24 protein-coding genes are annotated in these 26,359 nt (G+C 60.6%); 13 read left to right on the top strand and 11 right to left on the bottom strand.

Annotated elements, in window-relative coordinates:
* Positions 1 to 109 precede the first annotated feature (109 nt).
* Positions 110 to 736 (top strand): response regulator transcription factor, encoded by a 627-nt coding sequence (locus HKK54_RS19515; protein WP_169387515.1) that lies wholly within the window; start codon positions 110 to 112, stop codon positions 734 to 736.
* A gap of 8 nt (positions 737 to 744) precedes the next feature.
* Positions 745 to 4,377 (top strand): transporter substrate-binding domain-containing protein, encoded by a 3,633-nt coding sequence (locus HKK54_RS19510; protein WP_169387514.1) that lies wholly within the window; start codon positions 745 to 747, stop codon positions 4,375 to 4,377.
* A gap of 37 nt (positions 4,378 to 4,414) precedes the next feature.
* Here the strand turns inward: HKK54_RS19510 and HKK54_RS19505 are convergent, their stop codons facing one another.
* Positions 4,415 to 4,897: a GAF domain-containing protein gene (locus HKK54_RS19505; protein ID WP_010176138.1), complete on the bottom strand. Its 483-nt coding sequence runs from the start codon at positions 4,895 to 4,897 to the stop codon at positions 4,415 to 4,417.
* Positions 4,894 to 5,784 (bottom strand): ATP-binding protein, encoded by an 891-nt coding sequence (locus HKK54_RS19500; protein WP_010176140.1) that lies wholly within the window; start codon positions 5,782 to 5,784, stop codon positions 4,894 to 4,896. Before HKK54_RS19500 ends, HKK54_RS19505 begins: the two co-directional genes overlap by 4 nt.
* 167 nt (positions 5,785 to 5,951) lie before the next feature.
* Here HKK54_RS19500 and HKK54_RS19495 point away from each other — a divergent pair, with 167 nt between their 5' ends.
* Positions 5,952 to 8,261 carry a hybrid sensor histidine kinase/response regulator gene (locus HKK54_RS19495; protein ID WP_169387513.1) on the top strand — a complete coding sequence of 770 codons (2,310 nt, stop codon included), beginning with the start codon at positions 5,952 to 5,954 and terminating at the stop codon, positions 8,259 to 8,261.
* Here the strand turns inward: HKK54_RS19495 and HKK54_RS19490 are convergent.
* From HKK54_RS19490 to msrB, 3 genes are all read right to left on the bottom strand, one after another.
* Positions 8,245 to 8,697, bottom strand: coding sequence for a MarR family winged helix-turn-helix transcriptional regulator (locus HKK54_RS19490; protein WP_010176143.1), 453 nt, complete (start codon positions 8,695 to 8,697; stop codon positions 8,245 to 8,247). The two genes, HKK54_RS19495 and HKK54_RS19490, sit on opposite strands and share 17 nt — an antisense overlap.
* Positions 8,694 to 9,179 (bottom strand): glutathione peroxidase, encoded by a 486-nt coding sequence (locus HKK54_RS19485; protein ID WP_010176144.1) that lies wholly within the window; start codon positions 9,177 to 9,179, stop codon positions 8,694 to 8,696. Before HKK54_RS19485 ends, HKK54_RS19490 begins: the two co-directional genes overlap by 4 nt.
* 132 nt (positions 9,180 to 9,311) lie before the next feature.
* Positions 9,312 to 9,704, bottom strand: coding sequence for a peptide-methionine (R)-S-oxide reductase MsrB (msrB, locus tag HKK54_RS19480; RefSeq protein WP_010176145.1), 393 nt, complete (start codon positions 9,702 to 9,704; stop codon positions 9,312 to 9,314).
* Between the two features lie 202 nt (positions 9,705 to 9,906).
* Between msrB and HKK54_RS19475 the strand changes: the two genes are divergently transcribed.
* Positions 9,907 to 11,118, top strand: coding sequence for a pyridoxal phosphate-dependent aminotransferase (locus HKK54_RS19475; protein ID WP_010176146.1), 1,212 nt, complete (start codon positions 9,907 to 9,909; stop codon positions 11,116 to 11,118).
* Between the two features lie 314 nt (positions 11,119 to 11,432).
* Entirely contained in the window at positions 11,433 to 12,320 is an 888-nt protein-coding gene (gene htpX, locus HKK54_RS19470) for a protease HtpX (RefSeq protein WP_003209055.1), read from the top strand.
* Positions 12,321 to 12,371: 51 nt separating this feature from the next.
* On the opposite strand, the gene HKK54_RS19465 is transcribed toward htpX, so the two are convergent.
* Positions 12,372 to 13,028: a thiopurine S-methyltransferase gene (locus HKK54_RS19465; RefSeq protein ID WP_169387512.1), complete on the bottom strand. Its 657-nt coding sequence runs from the start codon at positions 13,026 to 13,028 to the stop codon at positions 12,372 to 12,374.
* A gap of 102 nt (positions 13,029 to 13,130) precedes the next feature.
* On the opposite strand from HKK54_RS19465, the gene HKK54_RS19460 reads away from it, so the two are divergent.
* Positions 13,131 to 13,898, top strand: coding sequence for a DODA-type extradiol aromatic ring-opening family dioxygenase (locus HKK54_RS19460; RefSeq protein WP_169387511.1), 768 nt, complete (start codon positions 13,131 to 13,133; stop codon positions 13,896 to 13,898).
* 69 nt (positions 13,899 to 13,967) lie between these two features.
* Here the strand turns inward: HKK54_RS19460 and HKK54_RS19455 are convergent, their stop codons facing one another.
* Positions 13,968 to 15,641: a DEAD/DEAH box helicase gene (locus HKK54_RS19455; protein WP_003209050.1), complete on the bottom strand. Its 1,674-nt coding sequence runs from the start codon at positions 15,639 to 15,641 to the stop codon at positions 13,968 to 13,970.
* A gap of 423 nt (positions 15,642 to 16,064) precedes the next feature.
* Between HKK54_RS19455 and HKK54_RS19450 the strand changes: the two genes are divergently transcribed.
* Positions 16,065 to 16,856, top strand: a complete 792-nt coding sequence (locus HKK54_RS19450; RefSeq protein ID WP_010176149.1) for a crotonase/enoyl-CoA hydratase family protein — start codon at positions 16,065 to 16,067, stop codon at positions 16,854 to 16,856.
* Between the two features lie 868 nt (positions 16,857 to 17,724).
* On the opposite strand, the gene HKK54_RS19445 is transcribed toward HKK54_RS19450, so the two are convergent.
* Positions 17,725 to 18,480, bottom strand: a complete 756-nt coding sequence (locus HKK54_RS19445; protein ID WP_010176150.1) for a spermidine synthase — start codon at positions 18,478 to 18,480, stop codon at positions 17,725 to 17,727.
* 119 nt (positions 18,481 to 18,599) lie between these two features.
* Here HKK54_RS19445 and HKK54_RS19440 point away from each other — a divergent pair, with 119 nt between their 5' ends.
* On the top strand, positions 18,600 to 19,946 hold the full coding sequence (locus tag HKK54_RS19440; RefSeq protein WP_010176152.1) for a class II 3-deoxy-7-phosphoheptulonate synthase: 1,347 nt from the start codon (positions 18,600 to 18,602) through the stop codon (positions 19,944 to 19,946).
* On the opposite strand, the gene HKK54_RS19435 is transcribed toward HKK54_RS19440, so the two are convergent.
* The gene (locus HKK54_RS19435) at positions 19,926 to 21,155 is read right to left on the bottom strand and encodes a winged helix-turn-helix domain-containing protein (RefSeq protein ID WP_169387510.1); all 1,230 of its coding nucleotides are present in this window, start codon (positions 21,153 to 21,155) and stop codon (positions 19,926 to 19,928) included. The two genes, HKK54_RS19440 and HKK54_RS19435, sit on opposite strands and share 21 nt — an antisense overlap.
* A gap of 45 nt (positions 21,156 to 21,200) precedes the next feature.
* The gene (locus HKK54_RS19430) at positions 21,201 to 21,407 is read right to left on the bottom strand and encodes a DUF1127 domain-containing protein (RefSeq protein ID WP_010176154.1); all 207 of its coding nucleotides are present in this window, start codon (positions 21,405 to 21,407) and stop codon (positions 21,201 to 21,203) included.
* 70 nt (positions 21,408 to 21,477) lie between these two features.
* On the opposite strand from HKK54_RS19430, the gene HKK54_RS19425 reads away from it, so the two are divergent.
* The gene (locus HKK54_RS19425; RefSeq protein WP_178120986.1) at positions 21,478 to 22,359 is read left to right on the top strand and encodes a LysR family transcriptional regulator; all 882 of its coding nucleotides are present in this window, start codon (positions 21,478 to 21,480) and stop codon (positions 22,357 to 22,359) included.
* Here HKK54_RS19425 and HKK54_RS19420 read toward each other — a convergent pair.
* Entirely contained in the window at positions 22,349 to 23,098 is a 750-nt protein-coding gene (locus HKK54_RS19420) for a sulfite exporter TauE/SafE family protein (RefSeq protein ID WP_169387507.1), read from the bottom strand. The genes HKK54_RS19425 and HKK54_RS19420 overlap by 11 nt on opposite strands.
* A gap of 108 nt (positions 23,099 to 23,206) precedes the next feature.
* Here HKK54_RS19420 and HKK54_RS19415 point away from each other — a divergent pair, with 108 nt between their 5' ends.
* The 4 genes from HKK54_RS19415 to HKK54_RS19400 all read left to right on the top strand — a co-directional run bounded on the left by HKK54_RS19415 (position 23,207) and on the right by HKK54_RS19400 (position 26,299).
* Positions 23,207 to 24,157: a LysR family transcriptional regulator gene (locus tag HKK54_RS19415; protein ID WP_010176157.1), complete on the top strand. Its 951-nt coding sequence runs from the start codon at positions 23,207 to 23,209 to the stop codon at positions 24,155 to 24,157.
* 77 nt (positions 24,158 to 24,234) lie between these two features.
* The gene (locus HKK54_RS19410; protein ID WP_169387506.1) at positions 24,235 to 24,687 is read left to right on the top strand and encodes a MarR family winged helix-turn-helix transcriptional regulator; all 453 of its coding nucleotides are present in this window, start codon (positions 24,235 to 24,237) and stop codon (positions 24,685 to 24,687) included.
* 150 nt (positions 24,688 to 24,837) lie between these two features.
* On the top strand, positions 24,838 to 25,257 hold the full coding sequence (locus HKK54_RS19405) for an organic hydroperoxide resistance protein (RefSeq protein WP_169387505.1): 420 nt from the start codon (positions 24,838 to 24,840) through the stop codon (positions 25,255 to 25,257).
* A 25-nt stretch (positions 25,258 to 25,282) separates the two neighbouring features.
* A complete protein-coding gene (locus HKK54_RS19400; protein WP_010176161.1) occupies positions 25,283 to 26,299 on the top strand; it encodes an alpha/beta hydrolase in 1,017 nt (338 codons plus the stop codon).
* Positions 26,300 to 26,359: the final 60 nt, after the last annotated feature.

Here is a 26,359-nt window from a genome sequence, read left to right as displayed (position 1 = left end):
TAATGTAGGAACATTCTTGTTTTACGTTTGTTCCACATCAAGTTCATCCTCCTTCATTGCCATGTGAGCTAATGTGCCGACTTTATTTGCGCTTGTATGGGATTTGATTATGAACTCAGTTTTTATTATCGACGACCACCCTGTTATCCGGCTTGCCATTCGAATGTTGTTAGAACACGAGGGCTATAAAGTTGTTGGAGAAGCCGATAACGGATGTGATGCGATACAAAAGGTCAAGGAGTGCCAGCCGGACCTCATCATCCTTGATATCGGGATTCCGAAACTCGACGGCCTGGAAGTACTGTGCCGGTTCAACGCAATGAGTACCTCGACCAAGACGTTGATCCTGACGGCCCAGACCCCCAAGCTCTTTGCCACTCGGTGCATGCGCTCCGGCGCCGATGGTTATGTCTGCAAGGAAGGCGACCTGAGTGAACTGCTCAGTGCCATCAGGGCAGTCTTGTCAGGTTACAACTACTTCCCGAGCCAGGCCCTTAATGGCAACAACAATGAAACAGATTGCAACGAAGAGCTTGAACTTTTCAAAGTGGTCAATGATCGCGAACTCATGGTATTACAACTTTTTGCCCAGGGCCGGACAAACAAGGAAATAGCCAAAGGCATGTTCCTTAGTAACAAAACCGTCAGTACGTACAAAAAAAGGCTCATGCAAAAACTAAAAGCCAAATCCTTGGTAGAACTTATCGAGATGGCAAAACGTAACGCGCTAGTGTGAGAAATCGGATGCCCAGGCGTATAAAGGACTATCTAATCATTTTGAGTATCGGGGTATGCCTCAGCACTTCCGTGCCTGCCGAACAACCGGTTCCCGAGCAATATGCACTGCTGGGGCGTGCGGGTGCCGTTCAACTCGACACCCCCTTGAACAAGACACAACGCCAGTGGCTGCAAAACAAGCGGGAATTGATACTGGGCACCTCCGGGCCCGACTACCCGCCCTTCGACATCACCTCCAGCGGGCGTGACTATGAAGGGCTGACTGCCGATTACGCCGGCCTGGTGGCCAAAACGCTGGCAATACCGCTGACGGTGTTGCGCTACTCCACCCGAGAGGCCGCGATCCAGGCGCTGGAAAACGGCGAGATCGACTTTCTCGGATCGTCCAACGGTTTTGAAGCGGCAAATCCGGACATCGTCCTGTCATTGCCCTACGCGGTGGACCAGCCGGTACTGGTCACCCGCGAAGGCGAAAACCGCAACCTGAGCGACGGCCTGGCAGGCCTGCGCCTGAGTCTTGTCTATCACTACCTGCCCATGGACGAGGTCCAGGCGCTGTATCCAAAAGCAACCATCCACGCCTACCCGTCCTATCAAAATGCCTTGAACGCGGTGGCGTTCGACCAGGCTGACGTCTTCCTGGGCGACACCATTTCCACTCACTACATGATCAACAAGGGCTACCTGAGAAATATCCGCATGGCCAACTTCGGCAAGCACGAGGCGCACGGTTTCAGCTTCGCCTTGCGCAAGGACCAGCCTATTCTCCTGAGCATCGTCGACTCGGTGCTCGACGGCGTATCGACCTATGAACGCGACAGCATCGCCAAACGCTGGAGCGCCGGCAGCGACATCCTGCTGACCGACCGCAAGCTGCAACTGACCCTGCGCGAAGAACGCTGGCTCAAGGAAAACCCGGTGGTGAAGGTCGTCGTCAACGAAACCTTCGCCCCACTCACATTCTTTGATACCGATGGCAACTTCCGGGGCGTCACCGCCGACCTGCTTGAGCTGATCCGGCTGCGAACCGGCCTGCGCTTCGAGATTCAACACGTGCGCGACGTCTCCAGCATGATCAATCTGGTCCACTCCGGCGCTGCCGACATCATCGGCGCCATCACGCCGAGTACCGGGCGCGAGTCCCTGCTGACCTTCAGCCGACCCTATCTGGAAAACTCCTACGTTCTGCTGACACGCAAAGAGACGGGGGCGCCCGCCAGCCTTCAACAGATGGCCGGCACGCGCCTGGCGATCACCCAGGGCAATCCGCTGGAAAAGTTCCTGCGCCAGGAATTTGCCCGGATCACCCTGGTGGAAGCCGGTGATACCTTCAAGGCATCCGAATTATTGGTGCAGGGACAGGTAGAAGGTGCCGTGACCCCCTTGGTGATCGCCAACTACTTCCTCTCGTCACCGGTGTTCCAGGATAAATTGCAGATCAGTTCCAGCATCGGCACGCTGCCAGCCACGTTTGCCCTGGCAACGTCCCGTCACGCCATCGAGCTGAGTTCGATCCTCGACAAGGCGCTGCTCAGTATTGCGCCGGATGAGTTGACGGCCATCAATAGCCGCTGGCGTGGCTACAACGCCGCATCCGATGGTTACTGGCGCAACTATCATCGCCTGATCGCCCAGATCATCATCGGCACCGGGCTGCTGTTGTTGATTTCCCTGACGTGGAACGGCTATCTGCAGCGCCAGATCAAACATCGGAAGCTGGCCGAGCGCGCCCTGAGTGACCAGTTCGAATTCATGCGGGCGCTGGTCAATGAAACGCCGCATCCGATCTACGTACGTGACCACAACGGTTTCCTGCAGACCTGCAACGACAGCTACCTGCAAACGTTCGACGTCAAGCGCGCAGACGTCATTGGCAAGAGCATCACCCAGATGGGCATGGCCCTTGAGACGGAAGCGGCTCAATACCATGCCGACTATCAACAGGTCGTGGCCGAAGGCAAACCACTGATCCTTGATCGCACCCTGCATGTTCACGGAAAAAAACTCACGATCTATCACTGGATCCTTCCGTACCGCGACTCCATGGGCGAGGTGCAGGGCATCATCGGCGGCTGGATCGATATCAGTGAAAGGCGCCAACTGTTCGATGAACTTCGCGCTGCCAAGGAACGCGCTGACGAGGCCAACCGCGCCAAGAGCACGTTCCTGGCGACCATGAGCCACGAAATCCGCACCCCCATGAATGCGGTGATTGGCATGCTCGAGCTGACACTCAAGCGTGCCGACCAGGGGCATCTGGATCGCCCCGCCATCGAGGTGGCCTACAACTCGGCCAAGGACCTGCTGGAGCTGATCGGCGACATTCTGGACATCGCACGCATCGAATCCGGTCGGCTGAGCCTGGCCCCGGAAAGGGTCAACCTGCGGGAGGTGATCGAGTCAGTGGTCCGCGTGTTCGATGGCCTGGCGCGCCAGAAAACCCTGAGCCTGGCGCTGGAGTTCACCCCCGATGTCGACGGCACCGACGTACTGATCGACCCCTTGCGGTTCAAGCAGGTGCTGTCGAACCTGGTGAGCAACGCGATCAAGTTCACTGAGCGCGGGCAGGTAAAGATCAAGGTGCACCTGAAGGAGACCGGGCAACCCCAACAGATCGAGATGAAACTGGTGGTGGAGGACACCGGCATCGGGATCAACCGTGAAGACCAGCTACGCCTGTTCGAGCCTTTTGCCCAAGCCGACAACTCCGGGCACCTGGCCCGGAGCGGCGCGGGCCTGGGCCTGGTGATTTGTCGCAGCCTGTGCGCGATGATGGGCGGCCAATTGAGCCTGAGCAGCGTACCCATGGTGGGCACCCAGGTACACGTCAGCCTGACGATGACCAGCCTGCAGCCGGTCAAGGCCGTCGACAAACTGGAGCCTGCCGCGACCACGCCGGCGCCGGTTCTCAATGTACTGGTGGTGGACGACCACCCGGCCAACCGCTTGCTCATGTGCCAGCAACTGGGCTTTCTCGGCCATCAGTTCACCGCCGCGCATCATGGGGCTGCCGGGTTCCAGGCGTGGCGCCAGGAACATTTCGACCTGGTCATCGCCGACTGCAATATGCCGATCATGAATGGCTACGAGTTGAGTCGTTCCATTCGCGAGTATGAGCAGCGCGAGCAAAAAGCACCGTGTGTGATACTCGGTTTCACTGCCAATGCCCAACCGGAGGAGAAACAACGCTGCTTCGACGCGGGCATGAATGATTGCCTGTTCAAACCCATCAGCCTCACTGCGCTGGAGCAGCATCTGGCGCAAGTCGACCCGCTCCCCACCCGCAACGCGTTTGCCCTTCAAAGCCTGGACGCGATGACAGGCGGCGACCCAGAGTTGAGCCGCCGGTTGCTTGAAGAATTGCTCAACAGCAGCCGGCATGATCGGGTCGACCTGATGGCCCTGCTGGCCCGGCAAGCCTCTGCCAACGACATGATCGACCAGGCCCACAAAATCAAGGGCGCCGCCCGGATCATCCAGGCCAATACCCTGTCCGGGCAATGCGAAGCGTTGGAACTGGCATGTGGCGAACGCGACAATCCACACGTGATCGAGGCAGGCATCAAGGCAATAGAGAAATCCATGCTTGAGCTGGAGAGGATGTTACAGATGCAACTGGACGTGCTGGGCCGTCTGTAGGAACGAGCTTGCTCGCTCCTACAGGAGGGTCAGCCCATCAGCAATCGGTCAACCGCAGGAAAATCGCCGCCAACTGCTCGATGCCGGCCTGATCCTGCGGGGTAAACCGCGACAGCGATGGACTGTCCAGATCCAGTACGCCAATCAGGCGCCCTTCCTTGACCAGCGGAACCACCAGTTCGCTGTTCGAGGCGCTGTCACAAGCAATATGCCCAGGGAACGCGTGCACGTCTTCCACCCGCTGGGTTTGCCGCGAGGCCGCAGCCGCGCCGCACACACCGCGGCCAAACGGAATGCGCACACAGGCAATCTGCCCCTGGAACGGCCCAAGCACCAACTCTTCATTGCGGTTGAGGTAGAAGCCCGCCCAGTTCAAATCGTCCAGCTGATTGAACAGGAACGCGGAAAACTGTGCCGCATTGGCAATGAAATCCCGCTCATCCGCCAGCAAGGATTCCAGCTGCGCGTGGAGCATGGCGTAACCATCAAGGCCGGTGCCGGCCTGTTGCAAATCGATCATGGTTGACGCTCCAGTAATTTGAGGCCCACCCAATAGCGGGCGAACTGATAGGCACAACGACCGTTGCGATTGCCACGCCCGGTTGCCCAGCGCACCGCGAGGATGTCCAGCGCTTCATCACGCTGCCACTGCAAACCGGCCTTGCTCGCCAACTCACCGATCCAGTGCTCGACCACATCCAGGAAGTGCTCCTGGTTGAACGGGTAAAACGACAGCCACAGGCCGAAACGGTCAGACAGGGCGATCTTGTCCTCCACCGCTTCGTTGGGGTGCAGTTCACCGTCTATGTTCTTCCAGTTTTCATTATCACTCTGGTTTTCGGGCACCAGGTGACGACGGTTGGAGGTGGCGTATAACAAGACGTTTTCCGGTGCCTGCTCCAGGGAGCCGTCGAGTACGCTCTTGAGCACGCGGTAATCACTCTCACCGGCCTCGAAGGACAGGTCGTCGCAGAACAGCACAAACCGCTGTGGCAATTTGATCAGTTGCTCAACCACCCGCGGCAGATCCGCCAGATGATCGCGTTCGATCTCGATCAGGCGCAATCCGGCCTTGGCATGCTGGGCCAGCAAGGCCCGCACCATGGACGATTTACCGGTGCCGCGCGAGCCCCAGAGCAACGCATGGTTAGCCGGCAAACCCTCGAGAAACTGCTGGGTGTTGCGGGCCAATTGTTCGCGCTGTTTATCCACACCGATCAAGTCGGACAGGCGCATGTCCAGGCTGACTTCCAGCGGCAACAAAAAGCCGCTGCGGCCTTCGCGCTGCCAACGGGCAGCCAGGCAATGGTTCCAGTCAACGGCTTCGCGCGGGGCAGGCAAAAGGGGTTCCAGGCGAGCAAGCACCGCATCGGCACGCTCAAGAAAGGCATTCAATCGAGAATCCACGACTATTCCTCTGGCAAGTTCTTGTAAAAGATGGCGTATTGGCAACCCTGAGGCAGACCGTGCAGGGCTGCACCGAATAAAATCGATTCATGCCGGGCAAGTTTGAGCCTGTGGATGTTCAGCTATGCTTGCCGGGCGAAAGGAAACGTAAAGTGGTACAGCACCCGATGGATATCAAGTTCGCCCACCGCTTGTCTTATAAACAAGCCAGACTGACAGTGCTGGTCGGATTCGTCTTGGGAACCTTGCTCAGCCTGATACAGATTGGGATTGATTATGCCAGCGAAGACGCTTCCATCAACCGTGAAATACGTGCGCTGATTGAAATCAGCCATAACCCGGCTTCGCGCATCGCCTATAACATCGACGCCGAACTCGCTCAGGAACTGACCCTGGGCCTGTTGCACTCCCCTGCCATCACCCGTGCACAACTGATCGACAACAACGGGTTGGTACTGGCCGATGTGCATCGCCCGCGCAAGGAAAGCACCTACCGCCCCATCAGCGACTTCCTGTTTGGCGCCAACCGTGAATTCGAAGACCGGTTGTACCTCACCCACATGCCGAATGACGCCCTCGGTGTGCTGCGGCTCGACGTCGACACCTACGCGTTCGGCAGCCGCTTCCTGCGCCGCGCCGAGATCACCCTGCTCAACGGATTCGCCCGCAGCCTGATCCTCACCGGGATTCTGTTGGCACTGTTCTACGTCATGCTGACCAAGCCGCTGGTGCGCATTATCCGCGAGCTGAGCTCCCGCAAGCACGAACGCCTGGACTGCCCGCCGGGGCACGAACACGACGAAATCGGGGTGTTGGTCAACGTCGCCAACCAACAGTTCGAAAACATGGAGACCGAAATCCAGCAACGTCGGCATGCCGAGAACCGCCTGACGGAATACCTCGGGCAACTGGAAGACATCGTTTCCGCGCGCACTACCGAACTCAAGGCCATCAACCACCGATTGACGTTGTCGAACGACGAGCTGGAAGCCGCGAAGATGACAGCCCTTGGCATGGCTCAGGCACGGGCGGCGTTCCTCGCCAACATGAGCCATGAAATCCGTACGCCACTCAACGGCCTGCTGGGGATGATCGCTCTCTCCCTCGACAGCCCGCTGAATGCCGAGCAACGCCAGCAGCTGTCGATCGCCCATGACTCGGGCAAAGTGCTGGTGGAATTGCTCAACGATATCCTCGACCTGTCCAAGTTCGACGCCGGCCAGTTGGAGCTGGAAAGCATCCCCTTCGATCTCGGCTCACTGGTGGAAGACACCGCCAACCTGCTCTCGCAAAACGCCGCGCCCAGTGTGGAGTTGACGTGCCTGATCGACCCGCAGTTTCCCGCACAGGTGCTGGGCGACCCGACGCGGGTACGGCAGATTGTCAGCAACCTGCTGTCCAACGCCCTGAAATTCACGCGCTTTGGCCGAGTGGACGTGCGCCTCAGCGCCCAGGCCGGCCGTGTCCGGATCGAGGTCTGCGACACCGGCATCGGGATCGCCCAGGACGCCCAGGTCAAAATCTTCCAGCCGTTCACCCAAGCCGGTGCGGGCATCACGCGTCAATTCGGCGGCACCGGCCTGGGCCTGGCACTGACCCACAATTTGTGCGAGGCCATGAAGGGCCGCCTGAGCATCAGTTCCGAGGCAGGCTTTGGCAGCCAGTTCTGCGCCGACCTGCCATTGCCGACGCATTTACCGGCTGCGCGCCTGGCACCTTTGGCAGGGGAAGTGATCGCGATCACCAGCACCAGCAGCGGCCTGGCTGAACTGCTCGACAGCCTGCTGCCGAGTTGGGGGCTGGCGCCGCGCTTCTATTCCATCGACGATGACTTGAGCGGGCAGAATCCCGACCTGCTGATCACCGACTGCCCCGAATGCCTGTTTCGCCTGCGCCCGGCGATCACCGCGCCGATCCTGTTGGTGACCGCCTACGGCAACTTCATGCCGAGTGAAGAAGTCGCAGCCCTGGCGCCTTTGCAGCAACAGGCCCGACCTCTCAGCCGCACGGCGCTGTACCAGATACTGCAACGCAACTTGCGCATCGATCCGGACCTGGTCCTTGACCTGATCCAGCTGGAAACCGGCCCCCTCGCTCACCGGGCGCGCATCCTGCTGGTGGAAGACAACCCGGTCAATCAACTGGTGGCCAAGGGCATGCTTGGCAAGCTTGGCTGCGAGGTGACCGTCGCCGCCCACGGTGGCGAAGCCCTCAAGCTGCTGGAAGAACACAGCTTCGACATGGTGCTGATGGACTGCAACATGCCGGTGATGGATGGCTATGAAGCCAGCCGGCAGATTCGCCGCAGCGGGCGCTGGCCGGACCTGCCGATTGTCGCCCTGACCGCCAACGCCATGTCCGAGGAACGCGAGCGCTGCCGGGCGGCAGGCATGAATGACTACCTGGCCAAGCCGTTTCGCCGGGAAGAACTCAAGACCTTGCTCGACCTGTGGGTGCCGACTACGACAAGTCTCTGACCTGGCGCAGTAACTCATCCAGGCCGTCACGCAAGGCATCAGCCTGGTTCAGATCAACTCCGCTGTCGCACAACAGCTGTGCCTTCAGCGGTTGCACCTGATCACGCAGGTGCCGGCCTTCATCCGTCAGGCTCAGGTGCACTTCGCGCTCATCCAGCGTACTGCGCTGACGCCGCACCAGCGCAAGCTGCTCCAGGCGCTTGAGCAGCGGCGTCAGCGTGCCGGAGTCCAGCAACAAGCGCTCGCCCAACGCCTTGACCGTAGGTTGTGGCAGGGCTGCCGCCTGCCATTCCCACAACACCAGCATCACCAGGTATTGCGGGTAGGTCAGGCCCAACCGGTCGAGCATCGGCTTGTAGGCCCGGGTGACTGCGCGGGAGGCGGCGTACAGCTTGAAGCACAGTTGGTCATCGAGGGCCAGGGACAGGTCGGTCATTTGAGCAGGGCTTCAATCTCTTGGGTCAGATCCTGGGGCTTGGTGGTAGGCGCAAAGCGCTTGACCACCTGGCCGTCGCGGCCGATCAGGAACTTGGTGAAGTTCCACTTGATGCCCTTGGAGCCCAGCAAACCCGGGGCCTGCTTTTTAAGCTGGACGAACAACGGATGCGCCTCGCTGCCGTTGACGTCGATCTTCTTGAACAGCGGGAAGCTGACACCAAAGTTCAGCTCGCAAAATTCCGAAATGGCGCCTTCGTTGCCCGGCTCCTGCTTGCCGAACTGGTTGCAGGGGAAACCCAACACCACCAGGCCCTGGTCCTTGTAGTGCTGCCAGAGTTCTTCAAGGCCCTTGTATTGCGGGGTGAAGCCGCATTTGCTGGCGGTGTTGACCACCAGAATCGCCTTGCCGGCGAAGTCGGCCAAGGTCTTTTGCTCACCCTTGATGGTGGTGCAAGGAATGCTCAGCAGGTTGTCGCTCATGGCAGTGCCTCGAAATAAACAGGAAGAACCAAAAGATAGTAGGCAATTCAATTGTGTGCAATTGAATTTCCCGGACTTATACCTGGATATAACGGCCGCTGCGGACGCAAAGGTCCGCAGCCGGCGCAGGGTCTAGCGTGGCACGAGGTCCAGGCACACCGAGTTGATGCAATACCGCAAGCCGGTCGGCGGCGGGCCATCCGGGAACACGTGGCCCAGGTGCGCATCGCACTTGGCACAGGTGACTTCGGTACGGATCATGCCGTGGCTGATGTCCCGAATCTCGACCATCGCCTGCTCGGCAATCGGCTCGTAGAAGCTGGGCCAGCCGCAGCCGGAATCAAACTTGGCCCTGGAATCGAACAGCGGCTCATTGCAGCAGATGCAGTGGTAAACGCCGTCGGTCTTGGTGCCGTTGTACTTGCCGCTGAACGGTCGCTCGGTGCCTTTGAGACGGCACACGTTGTACTGCTCCGGGTCGAGCATGGCTTTCCATTCATCAACGGTTTTCTGCAACTTTTCCATCGGTACACCTCGGCAACTGAAAAAGCCTGATCTGTGTCTTTTCCATGGATCAGGCGGCACGTATGATTGCGCCTCTTCAAAGCGCCAGTCTGGCACCCGCGTTACCGGCATTCAAACGTATTTATGGGTCAGGCCAACGCAGGATTCTCAGCACGGTAGTCTTCACACCGTCTGGATCGTTCATTTTCAGGATCACATCGCCATGCAGGTCAGCAAATCGAACAAGCTCGCCAACGTCTGCTACGACATTCGCGGCCCAGTGCTCAAGCACGCCAAACGCCTGGAAGAGGAAGGCCATCGCATCCTCAAGCTGAACATTGGCAACCCGGCACCCTTTGGTTTCGAAGCGCCGGACGAAATCCTCCAGGACGTGATCCGCAACCTGCCGACCGCCCAGGGCTACAGCGACTCCAAAGGCCTGTTCAGCGCGCGCAAGGCGGTCATGCAGTACTACCAGCAAAAGCAGGTTGAAGGTGTCGGCATTGAAGACATCTACCTGGGCAACGGCGTTTCCGAACTGATCGTCATGTCCATGCAGGCCCTGCTCAACAATGGCGACGAAGTGCTGGTGCCGGCGCCCGACTACCCGCTGTGGACCGCTGCCGTGACGCTGGCCGGCGGCCATCCGGTGCATTACCTGTGTGACGAGGGCGCCGACTGGTTCCCGGACCTGGCCGACATCAAGGCCAAGATCACCCCGAACACCAAAGCCCTGGTGATCATCAACCCGAACAACCCCACCGGCGCGGTGTATTCCAAGGAAGTATTGCTGGGCATGCTCGAACTGGCCCGCCAGCACAACCTGGTGGTGTTCTCCGACGAGATCTACGACAAGATCCTGTACGACGACGCCGTGCACATCTGCACCGCTTCCCTGGCCCCGGACCTGTTGTGCCTGACCTTCAACGGCCTGTCGAAATCCTACCGGGTGGCGGGCTTCCGTTCCGGCTGGATCGCGATCTCCGGTCCCAAGCACAATGCCCAAAGCTACATCGAAGGCATCGACATGCTGGCCAACATGCGCCTGTGTGCCAACGTGCCGAGCCAGCACGCCATCCAGACCGCACTGGGCGGCTACCAGAGCATCAACGACCTGGTGCTGCCACAAGGCCGCCTGCTGGAGCAACGCAACCGTACCTGGGAACTGCTGAACGCGATTCCGGGTGTCAGCTGCGTCAAACCCATGGGCGCGCTGTACGCCTTCCCGCGGATCGACCCGAAAGTGTGCCCGATCCTCAACGACGAGAAGTTCGTGCTCGACCTGTTGCTGTCGGAAAAGCTGCTGGTGGTCCAGGGCACGGCGTTCAACTGGCCGTGGCCGGATCACTTCCGGGTGGTCACCTTGCCGCGGGTGGATGACCTGGAGATGGCCATCGGTCGTATCGGCCATTTCCTGAAGTCCTATCGCCAGTAACGAACATTGCGCCGTACGGCCCACTCGCGGTCGTACGGCGATTATCTGGCAACACTTCTCTGCCCTGTGCAGGCCCCTGCACCTTTTACACTTACCGGTTCGCCCCTTGTTCCGGCATCACCCTATAATTACAGGGCCGCAAGGCAATGGAGCGGAACGCCCGGGCCACCCATAGCTTCGGAAATTCCCTTCAAGGCTCTACATTCAAGCTGTAGGACACAGTTTGAAATAGTCCCTCGGTTGAATAGCCCCATGCCGCACCTTATATACCCCGCAGTACGCGACATATTAAGCATGAGGAGAATTCTACAACCATGATGCGCATTCTGCTGTTCTTGGCCACTAACCTGGCGGTCGTGCTGATTGCCAGCATCACGCTGAGCCTTTTCGGCTTCAATGGGATCATGGCGGCCAACGGGGTTGATCTGAACCTCAATCAGCTGCTGATCTTCTGTGCGGTCTTTGGTTTCGCCGGTTCGATTTTCTCGCTGTTCATCTCCAAGTGGATGGCGAAGATGAGCACCAGCACCCAGATCATCACCCAGCCACGTACCCGGCATGAGCAATGGCTGCTGCAAACCGTCGAGCAACTGTCCCGCGAAGCCGGGATCAAGATGCCCGAAGTCGGGATCTTCCCGGCCTATGAAGCCAACGCCTTTGCCACCGGCTGGAACAAGAACGACGCGTTGGTAGCCGTCAGCCAGGGCTTGCTGGAGCGGTTCTCGCCCGACGAGATCAAGGCGGTGCTGGCCCACGAGATCGGCCACGTCGCCAACGGTGACATGGTCACCCTGGCACTGGTGCAGGGCGTGGTGAACACCTTCGTGATGTTCTTCGCGCGGATCATCGGCAACTTTGTCGACAAGGTGATCTTCAAGAACGAACAGGGCCAAGGCATGGCCTACTACGTGGCGACCATCTTCGCCGAACTGGTGCTGGGCTTCCTCGCCAGCTCGATCGTGATGTGGTTCTCACGCAAACGGGAGTTCCGCGCAGACGAAGCCGGTGCACGCCTGGCCGGTACCGGCGCCATGATCAGCGCCCTGCAACACCTGCGCTCCGAACAGGGCTTGCCGGTGCACATGCCGAACACCCTGACGGCCTTTGGCATCAACGGTGGCATCAAGCAGGGCATGGCTCGCCTGTTCATGAGCCACCCACCGCTGGAAGAGCGGATTGACGCACTGCGTCGTCGCGGCTGACAGCGACAAGAAGAAGGGGCGATTCAATCGCCCCTTTTTTGTGGGCGCGATTCAGCCCTTGGCCAACCGATAAACCCGCTCGTCCAGGCGTGTGACCCCCTCCTGAACAAACTTCCAGCTGTCGTCCAGAATGTCCTGCTCCTCCATTACCTCCAGGCTCCACTGCGCGCCGAGCAGCAACTTCACTTCCTCGTGGCTCACCGCAAATGGCGGGCCGGCCTTTTGCGTCTGTTCATAGTCGAGGGTGATCAACAGGCCGCGACTGCCTCCGACCATGATCCCGCTCAAATGCGCGGCATACCGCGCCCGCATCAACGGTGGCAAGGCAATCAACGCCGCACGATCGTAAAGCGCTGTGCAATCAACCACGGCCCCGGCATCCAGCGCGAAGAAATCCCCGCACCACAGTTCGATGGAGCCCGCCTGGAAGACCTTGAAAGCGCCGCGCTGGCTAACCTGCGGCGTCAGCTCCTGCTCGCGGAAGAACTCTTCAACGGCCTTTTCCGACAGCTCAACCCCCACCACCCGATGCCCGATGCTCGCCAGCCACACCAGGTCCAGGCTCTTGCCGCACAACGGCACCAGCACCTGCGCCCCGCTCGCCACGCCCAGATCGGGCCAGTGGCGTAGCAGGTAAGGATTCACCTCGGGTAGATGGAAACCCGTCTGATTGCGCGCCCAACGCTCATGCCAAAATCCAGGTTCCATGATTCACCCTAAAACTTGATCAAATAGCGCTAAAACTTATATTAGATTTAGATCAATGATCTGATTGAAGATGGTCCCATCTTAACCCTCAGGACCCTACTCATGCTTCCCAGCCTGTTTATCTCCCACGGTTCGCCCATGCTTGCCCTGCAACCCGGTGCCAGCGGCCCGGTCCTCAAGCGCCTGGCCGCCGAGCTGCCACGACCCAAGGCCATTGTGGTGGTCTCGGCACACTGGGAAAGCCAGGGTTTGCTCGTGACAGGCAGCGCGGCCCCCGAGACCTGGCACGACTTCGGCGGCTTCCCCCGGGAATTGTTTGCCGTGCAGTACCCGGCCCCCGGTGACCCGCAGCTGGCCACCCAAATCGTGCAATTGCTCAAGGCTGATGGCCTGGAGGCGCGCCTTGATGACCAGCGCCCCTTCGACCACGGCACTTGGGTACCCCTGTCGCTGATGTACCCGGCTGCCGATATCCCGGTGGTGCAGGTGTCGCTGCCAAGCCGCATGGGCCCTGCCCTGCAAACCCGCGTCGGGCACGCACTGGCGAGCCTGCGGGAACAAGACGTGCTGCTGATCGGCTCCGGCAGCATCACCCATAACCTGGGCGAACTGGACTGGCACGCCGGGCCGGAAAGCATCGAGCCCTGGGCGCGGGACTTTCGCGACTGGATGGTCAGCAAACTGGCAGCCAACGATGAAGCCGCGTTGCACGACTATCGCCGCCAGGCCCCCCATGCCGTGCGTAGTCATCCCAGTGATGAGCATCTGCTGCCGCTGTATTTCGCCCGGGGCGCCGGCGGAGAATTCAGCACCGCCCACCAAGGCTTCACCCTGGGCGCGCTGGGCATGGATATCTATCGTTTCGCTTGATTGCAGGCAAAAAAAATCCCCGAACCAGTCGGGGATTTTTTATGTTCGATCAATCAGCCCAGGGGCGGATCAATCTTCGCGGTAGCGACGCAGCTTCAACTGCTTACCGGCAACGCGAGTGTCCTTCAGCTTGGTCAGGAGTTTCTCCAGACCATCTTCCGGCAGCTCCACCAGGGAGAAGCTGTCACGCACCTGGATGCGACCGATCGCTTCACGTGCCAGGCCACCCTCATTGAGGATAGCGCCCAGCAGGTTCTTGGCGGCGATACCATCACGCGCGCCCAGCGCGGTACGGCAGCGAGCACGGCCTTCAGCCAATGGAACCGGAGCACGACGCTCACGATCACCACGGTCCGGACGGTCACCGGTACGCTCTGGACGATCACCGCGCGGGGCGTTGTTCGGTACCAGTGGGCGTTCTTTCTCGATGGCAGCCAGGGTCAGGGCCTGACCGTTGGTAGCCTTGCGCAGCAGGGCTGCAGCCAGGGCACGCGGGGTGCAACCGATATCGGCAGTCAGGCGGTCCAGCAGGTCGCCATGGGTCGATTCAGCGTCAGCCACCAGCGGCGACAGGCTGTTGGTCAGCTTCTTGATGCGGGCATCGAGAACGGCCTGGGCATCCGGCAGGCGGACTTCGGCAACTTTCTGACCGGTTACACGCTCGATCACTTGCAGCATGCGGCGCTCACGTGGAGTCACCAGCAGCAGTGCACGACCTTCGCGACCCGCACGGCCGGTACGGCCGATACGGTGAACGTAGGACTCCGGATCGTAAGGCATGTCAACGTTGAACACGTGGGTGATACGTGGAACGTCGAGGCCACGGGCAGCAACGTCGGTCGCCACAACGATGTCCAGACGGCCATCCTTGAGGGAGTCGATCACACGCTCACGCTGGTTCTGGGCAATGTCACCGTTCAGCGCAGCGGCTTTGTAGCCTTTGGCTTCCAGGGCGCTGGCCAGGTCCAGGGTCGCTTGCTTGGTGCGCACGAACATGATCAGGGCGTCGAAGTCTTCGACTTCCAGCAGGCTCAATACAGCCGAGGTCTTCTGGTCAGCGTGAACCAACAGGTGAGCCTGTTCGATCGCAGTAACGGTCTGAGTCTTGGTCTGGATCTTCACGTGTTGCGGATCGCGCAGATGGCGTTCGGCAATGGCACGGATCGACTGTGGCAGGGTAGCCGAGAACAGTACGGTCTGACGGGTCGCTGGCAGCGCCTTGAAGATGACTTCCAGGTCGTCCATGAAGCCCAGCTTGAGCATTTCGTCAGCTTCGTCCAGAACCAGGTGGTTCACGGTCGACAGCACTTTTTCGTCGCGACGCAGGTGGTCGCACAGACGGCCCGGAGTGGCGACAACGATCTGTGCGCCGTTACGGATTGCTTTCAGTTGTGGGCCCATAGGCGCGCCGCCGTAAACGGCCACAACGGTAACGCCCGGCATTTGCTTGGCGTAGGTTTCGAAAGCGGTTGCTACTTGCAGCGCCAACTCACGGGTTGGCGCCAGGATCAGGGCTTGCGGCTCGCGCTTGGCAGGATCGATGCAGTGCAGGATTGGCAGGGCGAACGCGGCGGTTTTACCGGTACCGGTTTGCGCTTGGCCAATCATGTCTTGGCCGGCCATGATGATCGGGATCGATTGCTGCTGAATAGCCGAAGGTTCTTCGTAGCCAGTCGCGATGACGGCAGCAAGAATATTCGGGTTAAGATTAAAAGCGGCGAAGCCGCCGGTTTCCTGGGTCATGGGTCTGCCTCTAAGTGCATCCGCAAAGACCCATGCTCCAAAGCTGCGCATGCCGTGTTGAGACTCAAGAGTCGCCCTGGCTGCTTTGTCGGCGGGGATTTGCGAAAACGAATGAATGAAAAAGATTCGTCAAGGAAGAGTCCGCTGTGCGGACGTGCAGCCGAAGCTGACTTCGGGGAATTGCGCTACCTAAACGCGGCCCGGTTAAAGGCCGGCGCGCACTATACCGGAAATCGCTGAAAAAGGGAGCTTTTTTTATCGGAAAACCCAGGTGAACGGCTCTGCATCAAAGGCTTTGCGCATCCGGGCGCCAGGGTCTATTTTTCAAAGGCCCGGCCCTGTTGGTCATGACGCTTAAACGGTTCACCCTGAACAGCGGGCCCTTCGGTCCGAAACCTCCCTTTGCGCCCGAGGGCACACGCCATGAACCCAGCCACCAGCAGCCGCGTCAGCCGTGAACAGCAGGGCCATATCCTGTTACTGGGCCTGGATCGCGTGGCCAAGCGCAATGCGTTCGACCTGGAATTGCTCAATGAGTTGAGCCTGGCGTATGGCGAATTTGATCGCAATGAGGAAGCGCGGGTGGCCATTGTCTTTGGGCATGGCGACCACTTTACCGCCGGGCTGGACCTGGCCAATGTGGGCCCGACCATGGCACAAGGCTGGCAGCCGCCGTTGGGTGGTTGTGATCCGTGGGGTGTTTTCGCGGGGCCCCGGGTGAGCAAGCCGGTGATTGTCGCGGCCCAGGGTTATTGCCTGACCATCGGGATCGAGCTGATGCTGGCGGCGGATATCAACCTGTGCGCCAGCAACACTCGCTTTGCGCAGATGGAAGTGCAGCGTGGGATCTTTCCTTTTGGGGGCGCGACGTTGCGGTTTCATCAGATTGCCGGGTGGGGGAACGCCATGCGCTGGTTGCTCACGGGGGATGAATTTGATGCCCATGAGGCGCTGCGGTTGGGGTTGGTGCAGGAGGTGATGGCCAGCGAGGATTTGCTGCCCCGGGCGGTGGCGCTGGCAAACCGCATTGCACAGCAGGCGCCGCTGGGGGTGCAGGCCACGCTGATGTCGGCGCGACAGGCCAGGATTGAGGGGGAGACCGCGGCGGCGGCCGGGTTGCCGGTGTTGGTGGAGAAACTGTTGAACAGTGAGGATGCCAAGGAGGGCGTACGGGCGATGGTCGAGAAGCGGCCCGGGGTGTTTAAAGGCTGTTGATCGGGGCTTGGGGCGGGGTACATATCCGTTTTTTTGGTTATGGCTTCTATTGGTTCCGCTCTTACAGCGGGTCACTTTTGAAAGGAGCCCAAAAGTAACCAAAAGGCTCTTGCCCCACCACTCGGCACCTCGCCTAGGCTCGGTGTGCCCTCACTCCGGCAGCACGAAGCGGGCCGCCGCGACGGGGCGTCCCTGCCCCGTCGCGGCTAAACCGGCGTCCTGCCGGTTTACCCGCTCCGTACTACCTGCGTTCGGCCAGCGTGGTTTAACGGGGCGCCTAAGATCAAGATCAACAGCAGATCAACAGCACAGCGGCCTACAGGCCGGCTTGAGTGGTGTGAAGCAAAGGCAACATCAAGATCAAAATCTACAGCGGGCACGGTCAAATGTGGGAGCTGGCTTGCCTGCGATGACATCGCCTCGGTGTACCTGAGAGACCGAGTTGTCTGCATCGCAGGCAAGCCAGCTCCCACAGAAAAGCAGAGCTGCATCCGTTTCAGATTTGGTTTTCGCTTTGGCTTTGGCTTTTGATCTGGCTTCTACCACTCAAGCCGGCCTGTAGGCCGCTGTGCTCTTGCTTTTGATCTTGATCTGGCTCTGACTGCCCCACTCAGCCCGAGGCCGAACGCAGGGATTGAGGAGCGGGTAAACCGGCAGGACGCCGGTTTAGCCGCGACGGGGCAGGGACGCCCCGTCGCGGCGGCCCGCGGAGCAATGCCGGAGTGAGGGAACACCGAGCCTAGGCGAGGTGCCGACAGGCGGGGCAGAGCCCTTTGCTTACTTTGGGGCTTTTCCAAAGTGAGTCGCTGTAAGAGCGAAACCATAAGCCGCCGTTACCCAAATAACGGATATGTACACCCCCAAAAACCTAAGTAGCCGGCCGAATCGCCTTAATCAGCGATTGCAGCGAATACCCCAACCGCGGCGCCAAGACCTCCGCCCGAGCCGACAACGCAGCCACATCAAGCCCCTGATCCAGATCCGCCGGCACCAGCAGAATCACATTCCCCTCCTTCACCGGCAGCTCCCAATAATGCCGGTGATACAACCCACGCAACAACGCCGCCCCCAACGGCTTGCCATCATCGGTAGCCCACTGATTAATCACCAGCCACCCACCAGGATTGAGCTTCTTCTGGCAGTTCTCCAGAAACGTCCAGGCCAGATGCCCCACCCCAGGACCAACATCCGTATACAGATCGACAAAAATCAGGTCCGCCGACTCCGCAGTGGGCAGTAACTCCAGGGCATCCCCAACGCGGATGTACAACCGAGGATCATCGTCCAACCCCAAAAACTCGATGGCCAGGCGCGGCACATCCGGCCGCAACTCGATGGCTTCAACATCGTCCAGAGGCAGAAACTTCAGGCACGCCTGGGTCAACGTCCCCGCCCCCAACCCAAGGAACAACGCACTCTCCGGCCGCTCATGGCACAACGCCCCAATCAACATCGCGCGGGTGTAGTCGTATTCCAGCCAACTCGGGTCGGCAGTAAACACGCAGCTCTGCTCGATGGCATCGCCAAACTCGAGAAAGCGGTAATCGGCCACTTCCAGCACGCGGATCATGCCGAAGTCATCATGGACCTCGGCCAGCAGGCGCTCGACGCGCTCCTCAGACATTGCAACTCCTAACGGCGTGCCAACGGGAAAGCCGGGATTGTGGGCGAACCGGCGGCAGCAGGTCACGTACTAATTGCTGATAACATGGCAGCCCCGACCGCAAATCACTCGAGTTCATGATGAGCCAACCCTGGAGCCCCGACAGCTGGCGCGCCCTGCCGATCCAGCAACAACCCCAGTACCCTGACGCTGCACACTTGTCGCAGGTCGAGCAAAACCTGGCGAGCTATCCGCCGCTGGTGTTTGCCGGCGAGGCCCGTGAGTTGCGCCGTCAGTTTGCCGAGGTGACCCAGGGTCGCGCGTTCCTGTTGCAAGGCGGCGATTGCGCGGAGAGTTTTGCCGAGTTCTCGGCGGCAAAAATTCGCGACACCTTCAAGGTGCTGCTGCAGATGGCGATTGTGATGACCTTCGCCGCCGGCTGCCCGGTGGTCAAGGTCGGGCGCATGGCCGGCCAGTTCGCCAAGCCGCGCTCTTCCAACGATGAAACCATCGACGGCGTCACCCTGCCCGCTTACCGCGGCGATATCGTCAACGGTATCGGCTTCGACGAAAAAAGCCGCGTGCCGGACCCGGACCGCCTGCTGCAGTCCTATCACCAGTCCACCGCCACCCTGAACCTGCTGCGAGCCTTTGCCCAGGGCGGTTTTGCCGACCTGCATCAGGTGCACAAGTGGAACCTGGACTTCATCGCCAACTCGGCCCTGGCCGAGAAGTACAGCCAACTGGCCGACCGTATCGACGAAACCCTGGCCTTCATGCGCGCCTGCGGCATGGACAGCTCACCGCAACTGCGCGAGACCAGTTTCTTCACCGCCCATGAGGCGCTGCTGCTCAACTACGAACAAGCCTTCGTGCGCCGCGACAGCCTGACCAACGACTACTACGACTGCTCGGCACACATGCTGTGGATTGGTGATCGTACCCGTCAACTGGACGGTGCCCACGTCGAATTCCTGCGCGGGGTGAACAACCCGATCGGGGTCAAGGTCGGTCCGAGCATGAACCCCGACGACCTGATCCGCCTGATCGACATCCTCAACCCGGACAACGATCCGGGCCGCCTGAACCTGATTGCGCGCATGGGCGCGAACAAGGTCGGCGACCACCTGCCGAACCTGATCCGCGCGGTACAGCGCGAAGGCAAGCAGGTGCTGTGGAGCTCCGACCCGATGCACGGCAACACCATCAAAGCCAGCAGCGGCTACAAGACCCGGGACTTCGCGCAGATCCTCAGCGAGGTGAAGGAATTCTTCCAGGTGCATGAAGCCGAAGGCACTTACGCCGGCGGGATTCATATCGAAATGACCGGGCAGAATGTCACCGAATGCATCGGCGGCGCGCGGCCGATCACCGAGGACGGGCTGTCGGACCGCTACCACACCCACTGCGACCCACGGATGAACGCCGATCAGTCGCTGGAACTGGCATTCCTGATTGCCGAGACGCTAAAACAGGTCAAGCGCTAAGAGCGCCACGCGCAACCGCGCCGCACTGGCCCGCTGGCAATTGAGCTGTATCTGTTCAAGCCCGAGCCAGTCGGCCATCTGCCGCAGATTCAGGGCCAGCGCCTGCATGCCCTCCTCGTCCAGCCCCGGCTCTTCCTCGTGAACGGCATGCACCGCCAGGCGCCCTGCCGCCCGCTCCGCGCGTAAATCCACCCGCGCCGCGATCCGCTCATTGTGCAGGAACGGCAACACGTAATAGCCGTACACCCGTTTGTCCTGGGGTGTGTAGATCTCCAGCCGATAGCGGAAATCGAACAAACGCTCGGTACGGCTACGCTCCCAGATCAGCGAATCAAAAGGCGATAACAGCGCACTGGCAGGCACCTTGCGCGGGACTTTTGGCTCGGGCAGGCAATAGGCCGGCTGTTTCCAGCCCTGGACCTGGCACGTGACCAATTGCCCGTCCTCGACCAACTCCGCCAGGCGTCCACGGCTGTCGCCCGGGTCCAGGCGGAAGTAGTCGCGCAGGTCTTTTTCAGTACCCACCCCCAACGCCGTGGCGCTGTGCAGCAGCAAGCCGCGCTGGGCCTCGCCCTCGCTCAAGGGGGCTTGCTGGAGAATGTCGGCCGGGATCACACGCTCCGGCAAGTCATACAACCGCTCAAACCCCCGGCGTCCGGCGACGGTCACCAAGCCTGCTGCGAACAACCATTCCAGGGCATGTTTTTCATCGCTCCAGTCCCACCAGGGACCGGCGCGCTCCTCGCGGGTCGACAAACTGCCCGCACCCAAGGCGCCCTGCTGTTCGACGATGCCCAGCACCCGGGTGATGGTGGCCTGTTGTTCGCGACCAAAGCGGGCCATCTGCTGATAGATGCCCTGCCCCTGAGCCGCCCGTTCCATGCGCCAGCGCATCAATGGGTACAGCGCCATCGGCAGCAACGAGGCCTCGTGGCCCCAATACTCGAACAGCGAACGGCGCCGACCCGAGCTCCACGCGGCCTGTTCAAGAATCAAGGGAGAGTAGTTACCCAAACGGGAAAACAGCGGCAGGTAGTGCGAGCGCACCACCGCGTTTACCGAATCAATCTGCAACACGCCCAAACGCTCAACCAGGCGATTGACCTGCGCGGCCTTGATCAGCGCCGGCGGCTGGCGCCCGGAAAAGCCTTGGGCGGCCAGCGCCAGGCGTCGCGCCTGCTTGAGGGAAAAGGACAGTTCTGCGGGCATGTGCATCTCCTTGTGTGCTCGCGAACCACCCTACTGCATCCCGAGTCATTTTCGCAGCGGGTCTTCCCAAAAATGCCGGCGGCTTTCCTGCTCGACATCGCCACGGTTGAGCCCGATGTCCTTGAGCGCCTCATCGCTCATGCCCATCAACAACTGGCGTTCACGGTGCACGGCGATCCAGCGGGAACCCAACTGAAGCAACCCGGAAAACGGCCGCTTCGCCATCAACACAAAACCTCTTTGACCTTTCATCATCTCGCCCTCCAGTGGGGATGACTGAAGTCTGTGCCTGGCGCTATGATCAATCCAACGAATGTTTCTTATGCAATACATCTCGGAGATTGATCGATTGTCCAGCTACCCGAGTATCGACACCGAAGTGCTGCGCACCTTCGTCGCCATCGCCGATCAGGGTGGTTTCACCCGCGCCGGCGAGCAAGTCAACCGCACCCAGTCGGCGGTGAGCATGCAGATGAAACGCCTGGAAGAAGATGTGTTGCAGCGCAAGCTGTTCGAGCGCGATGGCCGACAGGTGCGGTTGACGCCCGAGGGCCAGGTGCTTTTGGGCTATGCCCGCAGGATTTTGAAGCTGCACAGCGAGGTGTTCAACACCCTGCGCGAGCCGCACATGGTCGGACTGGTGCGCATCGGCACCCCGGACGACTACGTGATGCGCTACCTGCCGGGGATTCTCAAACGCTTTTCCAAGGCTTACCCACTGATCCAGATTGAAATGCACTGTGAATCGTCACTGGTCCTGATGCAGCGCCGGGACCTCGACCTGACCGTTATCAGCCGCGAACCGGGAAATGAAATCGGCGAACTGCTGCGCCATGAACGCATGGTCTGGGTGGCGGCGCCCTGCTTTTGCATGGACGAGCACAGCGCCCTGCCCCTGGCCATTTCCGGCCTCGACAGCTTTTGCACGCAGTGGGCACGCGCCGCGCTGGATGCACAAGGGCAGGAGTATCGACTGGCGTATCACAGCTCCAACGGCGCCGCGATCCTGGCGGTGGTGGGTGCCGGCCTGGCCGTCACGATCAATATGGAAAGCCTGGTGACCGAAGACCTGCGCATATTGGGCGCAGCGGACGGTTTCCCGCCGCTGCCGTCGGTCAATCTGCGGCTGTTGCGCAACCCACGCACTACCTCGCCGATCACCGAATGCCTCGCGGAATATATCCTCGAAGGCTTCAAACTTTAAAGGTCAGCATCACCGCACACACCGCCAGGAAACCGCAGAACAGCCCGCGCAACAGGCGCTCCGGCATGGCGTGGGCGACCTTCACCCCCCAACTGATGCTGAGCAGGCCGCCGACGGCCAGGGGCACGCCGATCAGCCAGTCCACTTCCTGGTGCCAGGCGTAGGTCACCAGGGTCACGCTGGTACTCGGCAAGGCCAGTGCCAGCGACAGCCCTTGGGCCACCACCTGGCTGGTGCCGAAAATGCTGGTCAGCACCGGCGTGGCCACCACCGCGCCGCCCACCCCGAACAAACCGCCCATGGACCCGGACGCCGCACCCAGCACCCCCAGCCATGGCCAGGAATAGCGCATCTGCGCCGAAGGCGGCGCGTTATGGGTAAACATTCTGAGCAGGTTGTAGGACGCCAACACTAACAGGAACGCGATAAACCCCACCCGCATCACGCCCGCGTCAATGCCCACCGCCCAGATCGAACCCAGCCAGGCAAAGGAGAAGCCCATCACGCCCAGCGGCAAGGCATGGCGCAGTTCAATCCGGTTGCGCTGGTGATAGCGCCACAACGCAAGCATCACATTCGGCACCACCATCACCAGGGCCGTACCTTGGGCGATCTGTTGGTCCAGGCCGCAAAACACGCCCAACACGGGAATCGCAATCAACCCACCGCCAATCCCGAACAAGCCGCCGACAGTGCCCAACGCCACGCCCATGACCAAATACAACGCTAAATCTGCCACCACTTCGCTCCCGCCGATCCCAGGCCTTGCATGCTACGCAGTCCGCTCTGGCGCGGAAACGCACAGCAACGCACAATGGCTATGCCAACTTCGCACAAGCAGCCACTGATGAACCCCAATACCCTGACCGATCAACTGAGCCTGTTTCTCGATGTGCTGGAAGCCGGCAGCTTTTCTGCCGCTGCCCGCCGTCATCCGCTCACGCCTTCGGCCGTGGCGCGGCGCATCGACAGCCTGGAAGCCTCGGTGGGCAGCCGGCTGTTTCAGCGCAGCACTCATGCTGTGGTGCCGACGCCCGCCGGCCTGGCGTTCGCCGAGCGCGCCCGGCGGATTGTCAGCGAGCTGCAACTGGCGCGGGCCGAAGCGGTGTCGCTGAGCCATGCACCTGAAGGGCTGATCCGCGTGGACGCACCGGCCGCCTTCGGCAGGCGGCACCTTGCGCCGGCCATCGCCGACTTTCTTAACGTGTACCCGGGCCTCGACGTGCACCTGCACCTGATCGACAGCTTTGTCGACATGCAGGGCGAGCATTTGGGCAAGGTCGACCTGGTGCTGCGGGCCGGGCATATCGTCGACACCCGGCTGATCGCCACGCCCCTGGCCAGCATCGTGCGCATCGCCTGCGCCAGCCCCGGCTACCTGAAGAACCGTGGCACACCGACCCATCCCAGCCAGTTGAACGAACACGATGGCCTGGACTGGGAAGGCCTGGCCCCCATGTTCGCCTGGCGCTTTGAACTGGATGGGCGCAAGGCCACCTACCGCCCGCAACGCATCCGCATGAGCGCCAACAACGCCGAAGCCCTGCTGTCAGGCGCCCTCGCCGGGCTGGGTGTGGCGCACCTGCCCACCTGGCTCGCCAGTGAATACCTGGTGCGCGGCGAACTGGTACCGCTGTTCTGCGAGAACGGCTTGCCGACACCTGAAACCGCCGGCATCTATGCCTTGCGCCTGGAGCAACAGGCCAACGCCCGCAGCCGCTTATTGCTGGAATACCTCAAGGCACGCTTCAGCCCCGTGCCGCCGTGGGATCTGGCGCTGCAAAGCGGCTTGGGCTGACCGGCCGGACAGAATTGTCTGGCGCGTTAAAGGTTTGCCCGCTAGATTCAAAACCAGACACGTTTTAAGGCACTGCCATGACCAAGCCCCTCGATACCTGCGAATCCTTGCTGCTCGACAACCAACTGTGTTTTGCCCTGCACTCCACCTCGTTGCTGATGACCAAGGTCTACAAACCGCTGCTGCAAGCCCTCGGCCTGACCTACCCGCAATACCTGGCCATGATGGTGCTGTGGGAAGAAGATGGCCTGACCGTCGGGGAAATCAGCAACCGCCTGCTGACGGACCCCGGCTCCCTGACGCCGCTGCTCAAGCGCCTGGAAGCCGAAGGCCTGCTCAGCCGCACCCGCAGCCGCGAAGACGAGCGCGTGGTGGTGGTTGAATTGACCGAGACCGGGCGCGCCCTGCGGGACAAGGCCATGGATATCCCACAGTGCATCCTGGGTGCCAGCGGGTTGGACATCGAACAGCTTCGCAAGCTGCAGGGCGATTTGCTGGCGCTGCGCGGGAATTTGCAGCGTAGCGTTTAACCCCGGAATCCGCGTGCCAGAGGGCTCCAACTCTCACACGCGGATTTTTTTGTAAATTTATCTTGCGCACTAACTATTAGCGCGATACATTCATCTCGCCACTTACTTAGCGCGCAAACAATTAGCGCAAATACTGACGAGGAAATCACCATGCAAGCTCTCTACACCGCAGTAGCCACCGCCACCGGCGGCCGTGATGGTCGTGCTGTTTCCAGCGACAACATCCTTGACGTAAAACTCTCCACGCCAAAAGAGCTGGGCGGCGCAGGCGGCCAGGCCACCAACCCGGAACAACTGTTCGCTGCCGGCTACTCCGCTTGCTTTATCGGTGCCCTGAAATTCGTCGCCAGCCAGACCAAACGCAAAATCCCGGATGACGCTTCGATCACTGCCCACGTCGGCATCGGTCAAATCCCCGGCGGTTTCGGCCTGGACATCGACCTGCACATCAGCCTGCCTGGCCTGGCCCAGGACGATGCGCAAAGCCTGGTCGACGCTGCCCACCAGGTCTGCCCTTACTCCAACGCCACCCGTGGCAACGTCGATGTACGCCTGCACGTAACCGTCTAACCCACGCGGTTTTTTGGAGAAGAACATGAACACATTTGGCAAAGTCCTCACCGGCACCCTGCTCGCCTTCTCGATCACCAACGCCTTTGCGGCGAGCGGTGACGTGGAGCACAACACCCAGGCGTTTCTGGATGCATTGAACGCCGGCACCGGCAAACCGATGGAGCAACTGACGCCCAAGGAAGCGCGGGCGGTGCTGACTGGCGCGCAATCGGGAGTGAAGCTCACGCTGCCCAAGGCCGACGTCAGCCAGAAGACCATTCAGGTCGATGGCCAGCCGCTGAGCCTGACCATCGTGCGTCCGGCCGGGGTCAAGGGCACATTGCCCGTGTTCATGTTCTTCCACGGCGGCGGCTGGGTCCTCGGGGATTTCCCGACCCACGAGCGGCTGGTGCGTGACCTGGTGGTGGGTTCGGGAGCGGCGGCGGTGTTCGTCAATTACACGCCATCACCTGAAGCGCACTACCCGGTGGCGATCAACCAGGCGTACGGGGCAACCAAGTGGGTGGCCGAACATGGCAGCGAGATCAACGTTGATGGCAAACGCCTGGCCGTCGCCGGCAACAGCGTCGGCGGCAACATGGCAGCCGTGGTCAGCCTGATGGCCAAGGACAAGGGCACTCCGGCGATCAAGTTCCAACTGCTGTTGTGGCCGGTGACCGACGCCAACTTCGACACCGGGTCCTACAACCAGTTTGCCGAAGGCCACTTCCTGACCCGAAACATGATGAAGTGGTTCTGGGACAACTACACCACCGATGCCAACCAGCGCGCCGAGATCTATGCGTCGCCCCTGCGGGCAACTGCCGCACAGCTCAAGGGTTTGCCTCCGGCACTGATTCAGACCGCAGGCTCCGACGTACTGCGTGACGAAGGCGAAGCCTATGCCCGCAAGCTGGATGAAGCCGGTGTACCGGTGACCGCCGTGCGCTACAACGGCATGATCCATGACTACGGTTTGCTGAACGTCGTCAGCCAGGTTCCGGAAGTCCGTTCGGCGCTGCTGCAGGCGTCCGAGGAACTGAAGCAACACTTGAAGTAAAAAACGGCACCCACAAAAAAGCCCGACTCATGGTCGGGCTTTTTCTGTCGTACCGGTGGC

The sequence above is a fragment of the Pseudomonas sp. ADAK13 genome (genome assembly GCF_012935715.1).
GTDB lineage: Bacteria > Pseudomonadota > Gammaproteobacteria > Pseudomonadales > Pseudomonadaceae > Aquipseudomonas.
The sequence above is the reverse complement of the archived record's forward strand: the minus strand, read 5'-3'. Positions and strand labels throughout refer to the sequence as shown.

Excerpts from the sequence above, each read along its gene's own strand:
- HKK54_RS19515 (WP_169387515.1), top strand. The coding sequence starts at position 110 with ATGAACTCAGTTTTTATTATCGACGACCACCCTGTTATCCGGCTTGCC.
- HKK54_RS19510 (WP_169387514.1), top strand. The coding sequence starts at position 745 with ATGCCCAGGCGTATAAAGGACTATCTAATCATTTTGAGTATCGGGGTA.
- HKK54_RS19505 (WP_010176138.1), bottom strand. The coding sequence starts at position 4,897 with ATGATCGATTTGCAACAGGCCGGCACCGGCCTTGATGGTTACGCCATG.
- HKK54_RS19495 (WP_169387513.1), top strand. The coding sequence starts at position 5,952 with ATGGATATCAAGTTCGCCCACCGCTTGTCTTATAAACAAGCCAGACTG.
- HKK54_RS19490 (WP_010176143.1), bottom strand. The coding sequence starts at position 8,697 with ATGACCGACCTGTCCCTGGCCCTCGATGACCAACTGTGCTTCAAGCTG.
- HKK54_RS19485 (WP_010176144.1), bottom strand. The coding sequence starts at position 9,179 with ATGAGCGACAACCTGCTGAGCATTCCTTGCACCACCATCAAGGGTGAG.
- msrB (WP_010176145.1), bottom strand. The coding sequence starts at position 9,704 with ATGGAAAAGTTGCAGAAAACCGTTGATGAATGGAAAGCCATGCTCGAC.
- HKK54_RS19475 (WP_010176146.1), top strand. The coding sequence starts at position 9,907 with ATGCAGGTCAGCAAATCGAACAAGCTCGCCAACGTCTGCTACGACATT.
- htpX (WP_003209055.1), top strand. The coding sequence starts at position 11,433 with ATGATGCGCATTCTGCTGTTCTTGGCCACTAACCTGGCGGTCGTGCTG.
- HKK54_RS19465 (WP_169387512.1), bottom strand. The coding sequence starts at position 13,028 with ATGGAACCTGGATTTTGGCATGAGCGTTGGGCGCGCAATCAGACGGGT.
- HKK54_RS19460 (WP_169387511.1), top strand. The coding sequence starts at position 13,131 with ATGCTTCCCAGCCTGTTTATCTCCCACGGTTCGCCCATGCTTGCCCTG.
- HKK54_RS19455 (WP_003209050.1), bottom strand. The coding sequence starts at position 15,641 with ATGACCCAGGAAACCGGCGGCTTCGCCGCTTTTAATCTTAACCCGAAT.
- HKK54_RS19450 (WP_010176149.1), top strand. The coding sequence starts at position 16,065 with ATGAACCCAGCCACCAGCAGCCGCGTCAGCCGTGAACAGCAGGGCCAT.
- HKK54_RS19445 (WP_010176150.1), bottom strand. The coding sequence starts at position 18,480 with ATGTCTGAGGAGCGCGTCGAGCGCCTGCTGGCCGAGGTCCATGATGAC.
- HKK54_RS19440 (WP_010176152.1), top strand. The coding sequence starts at position 18,600 with ATGAGCCAACCCTGGAGCCCCGACAGCTGGCGCGCCCTGCCGATCCAG.
- HKK54_RS19435 (WP_169387510.1), bottom strand. The coding sequence starts at position 21,155 with ATGCCCGCAGAACTGTCCTTTTCCCTCAAGCAGGCGCGACGCCTGGCG.
- HKK54_RS19430 (WP_010176154.1), bottom strand. The coding sequence starts at position 21,407 with ATGAAAGGTCAAAGAGGTTTTGTGTTGATGGCGAAGCGGCCGTTTTCC.
- HKK54_RS19425 (WP_178120986.1), top strand. The coding sequence starts at position 21,478 with ATGCAATACATCTCGGAGATTGATCGATTGTCCAGCTACCCGAGTATC.
- HKK54_RS19415 (WP_010176157.1), top strand. The coding sequence starts at position 23,207 with ATGAACCCCAATACCCTGACCGATCAACTGAGCCTGTTTCTCGATGTG.
- HKK54_RS19410 (WP_169387506.1), top strand. The coding sequence starts at position 24,235 with ATGACCAAGCCCCTCGATACCTGCGAATCCTTGCTGCTCGACAACCAA.
- HKK54_RS19405 (WP_169387505.1), top strand. The coding sequence starts at position 24,838 with ATGCAAGCTCTCTACACCGCAGTAGCCACCGCCACCGGCGGCCGTGAT.
- HKK54_RS19400 (WP_010176161.1), top strand. The coding sequence starts at position 25,283 with ATGAACACATTTGGCAAAGTCCTCACCGGCACCCTGCTCGCCTTCTCG.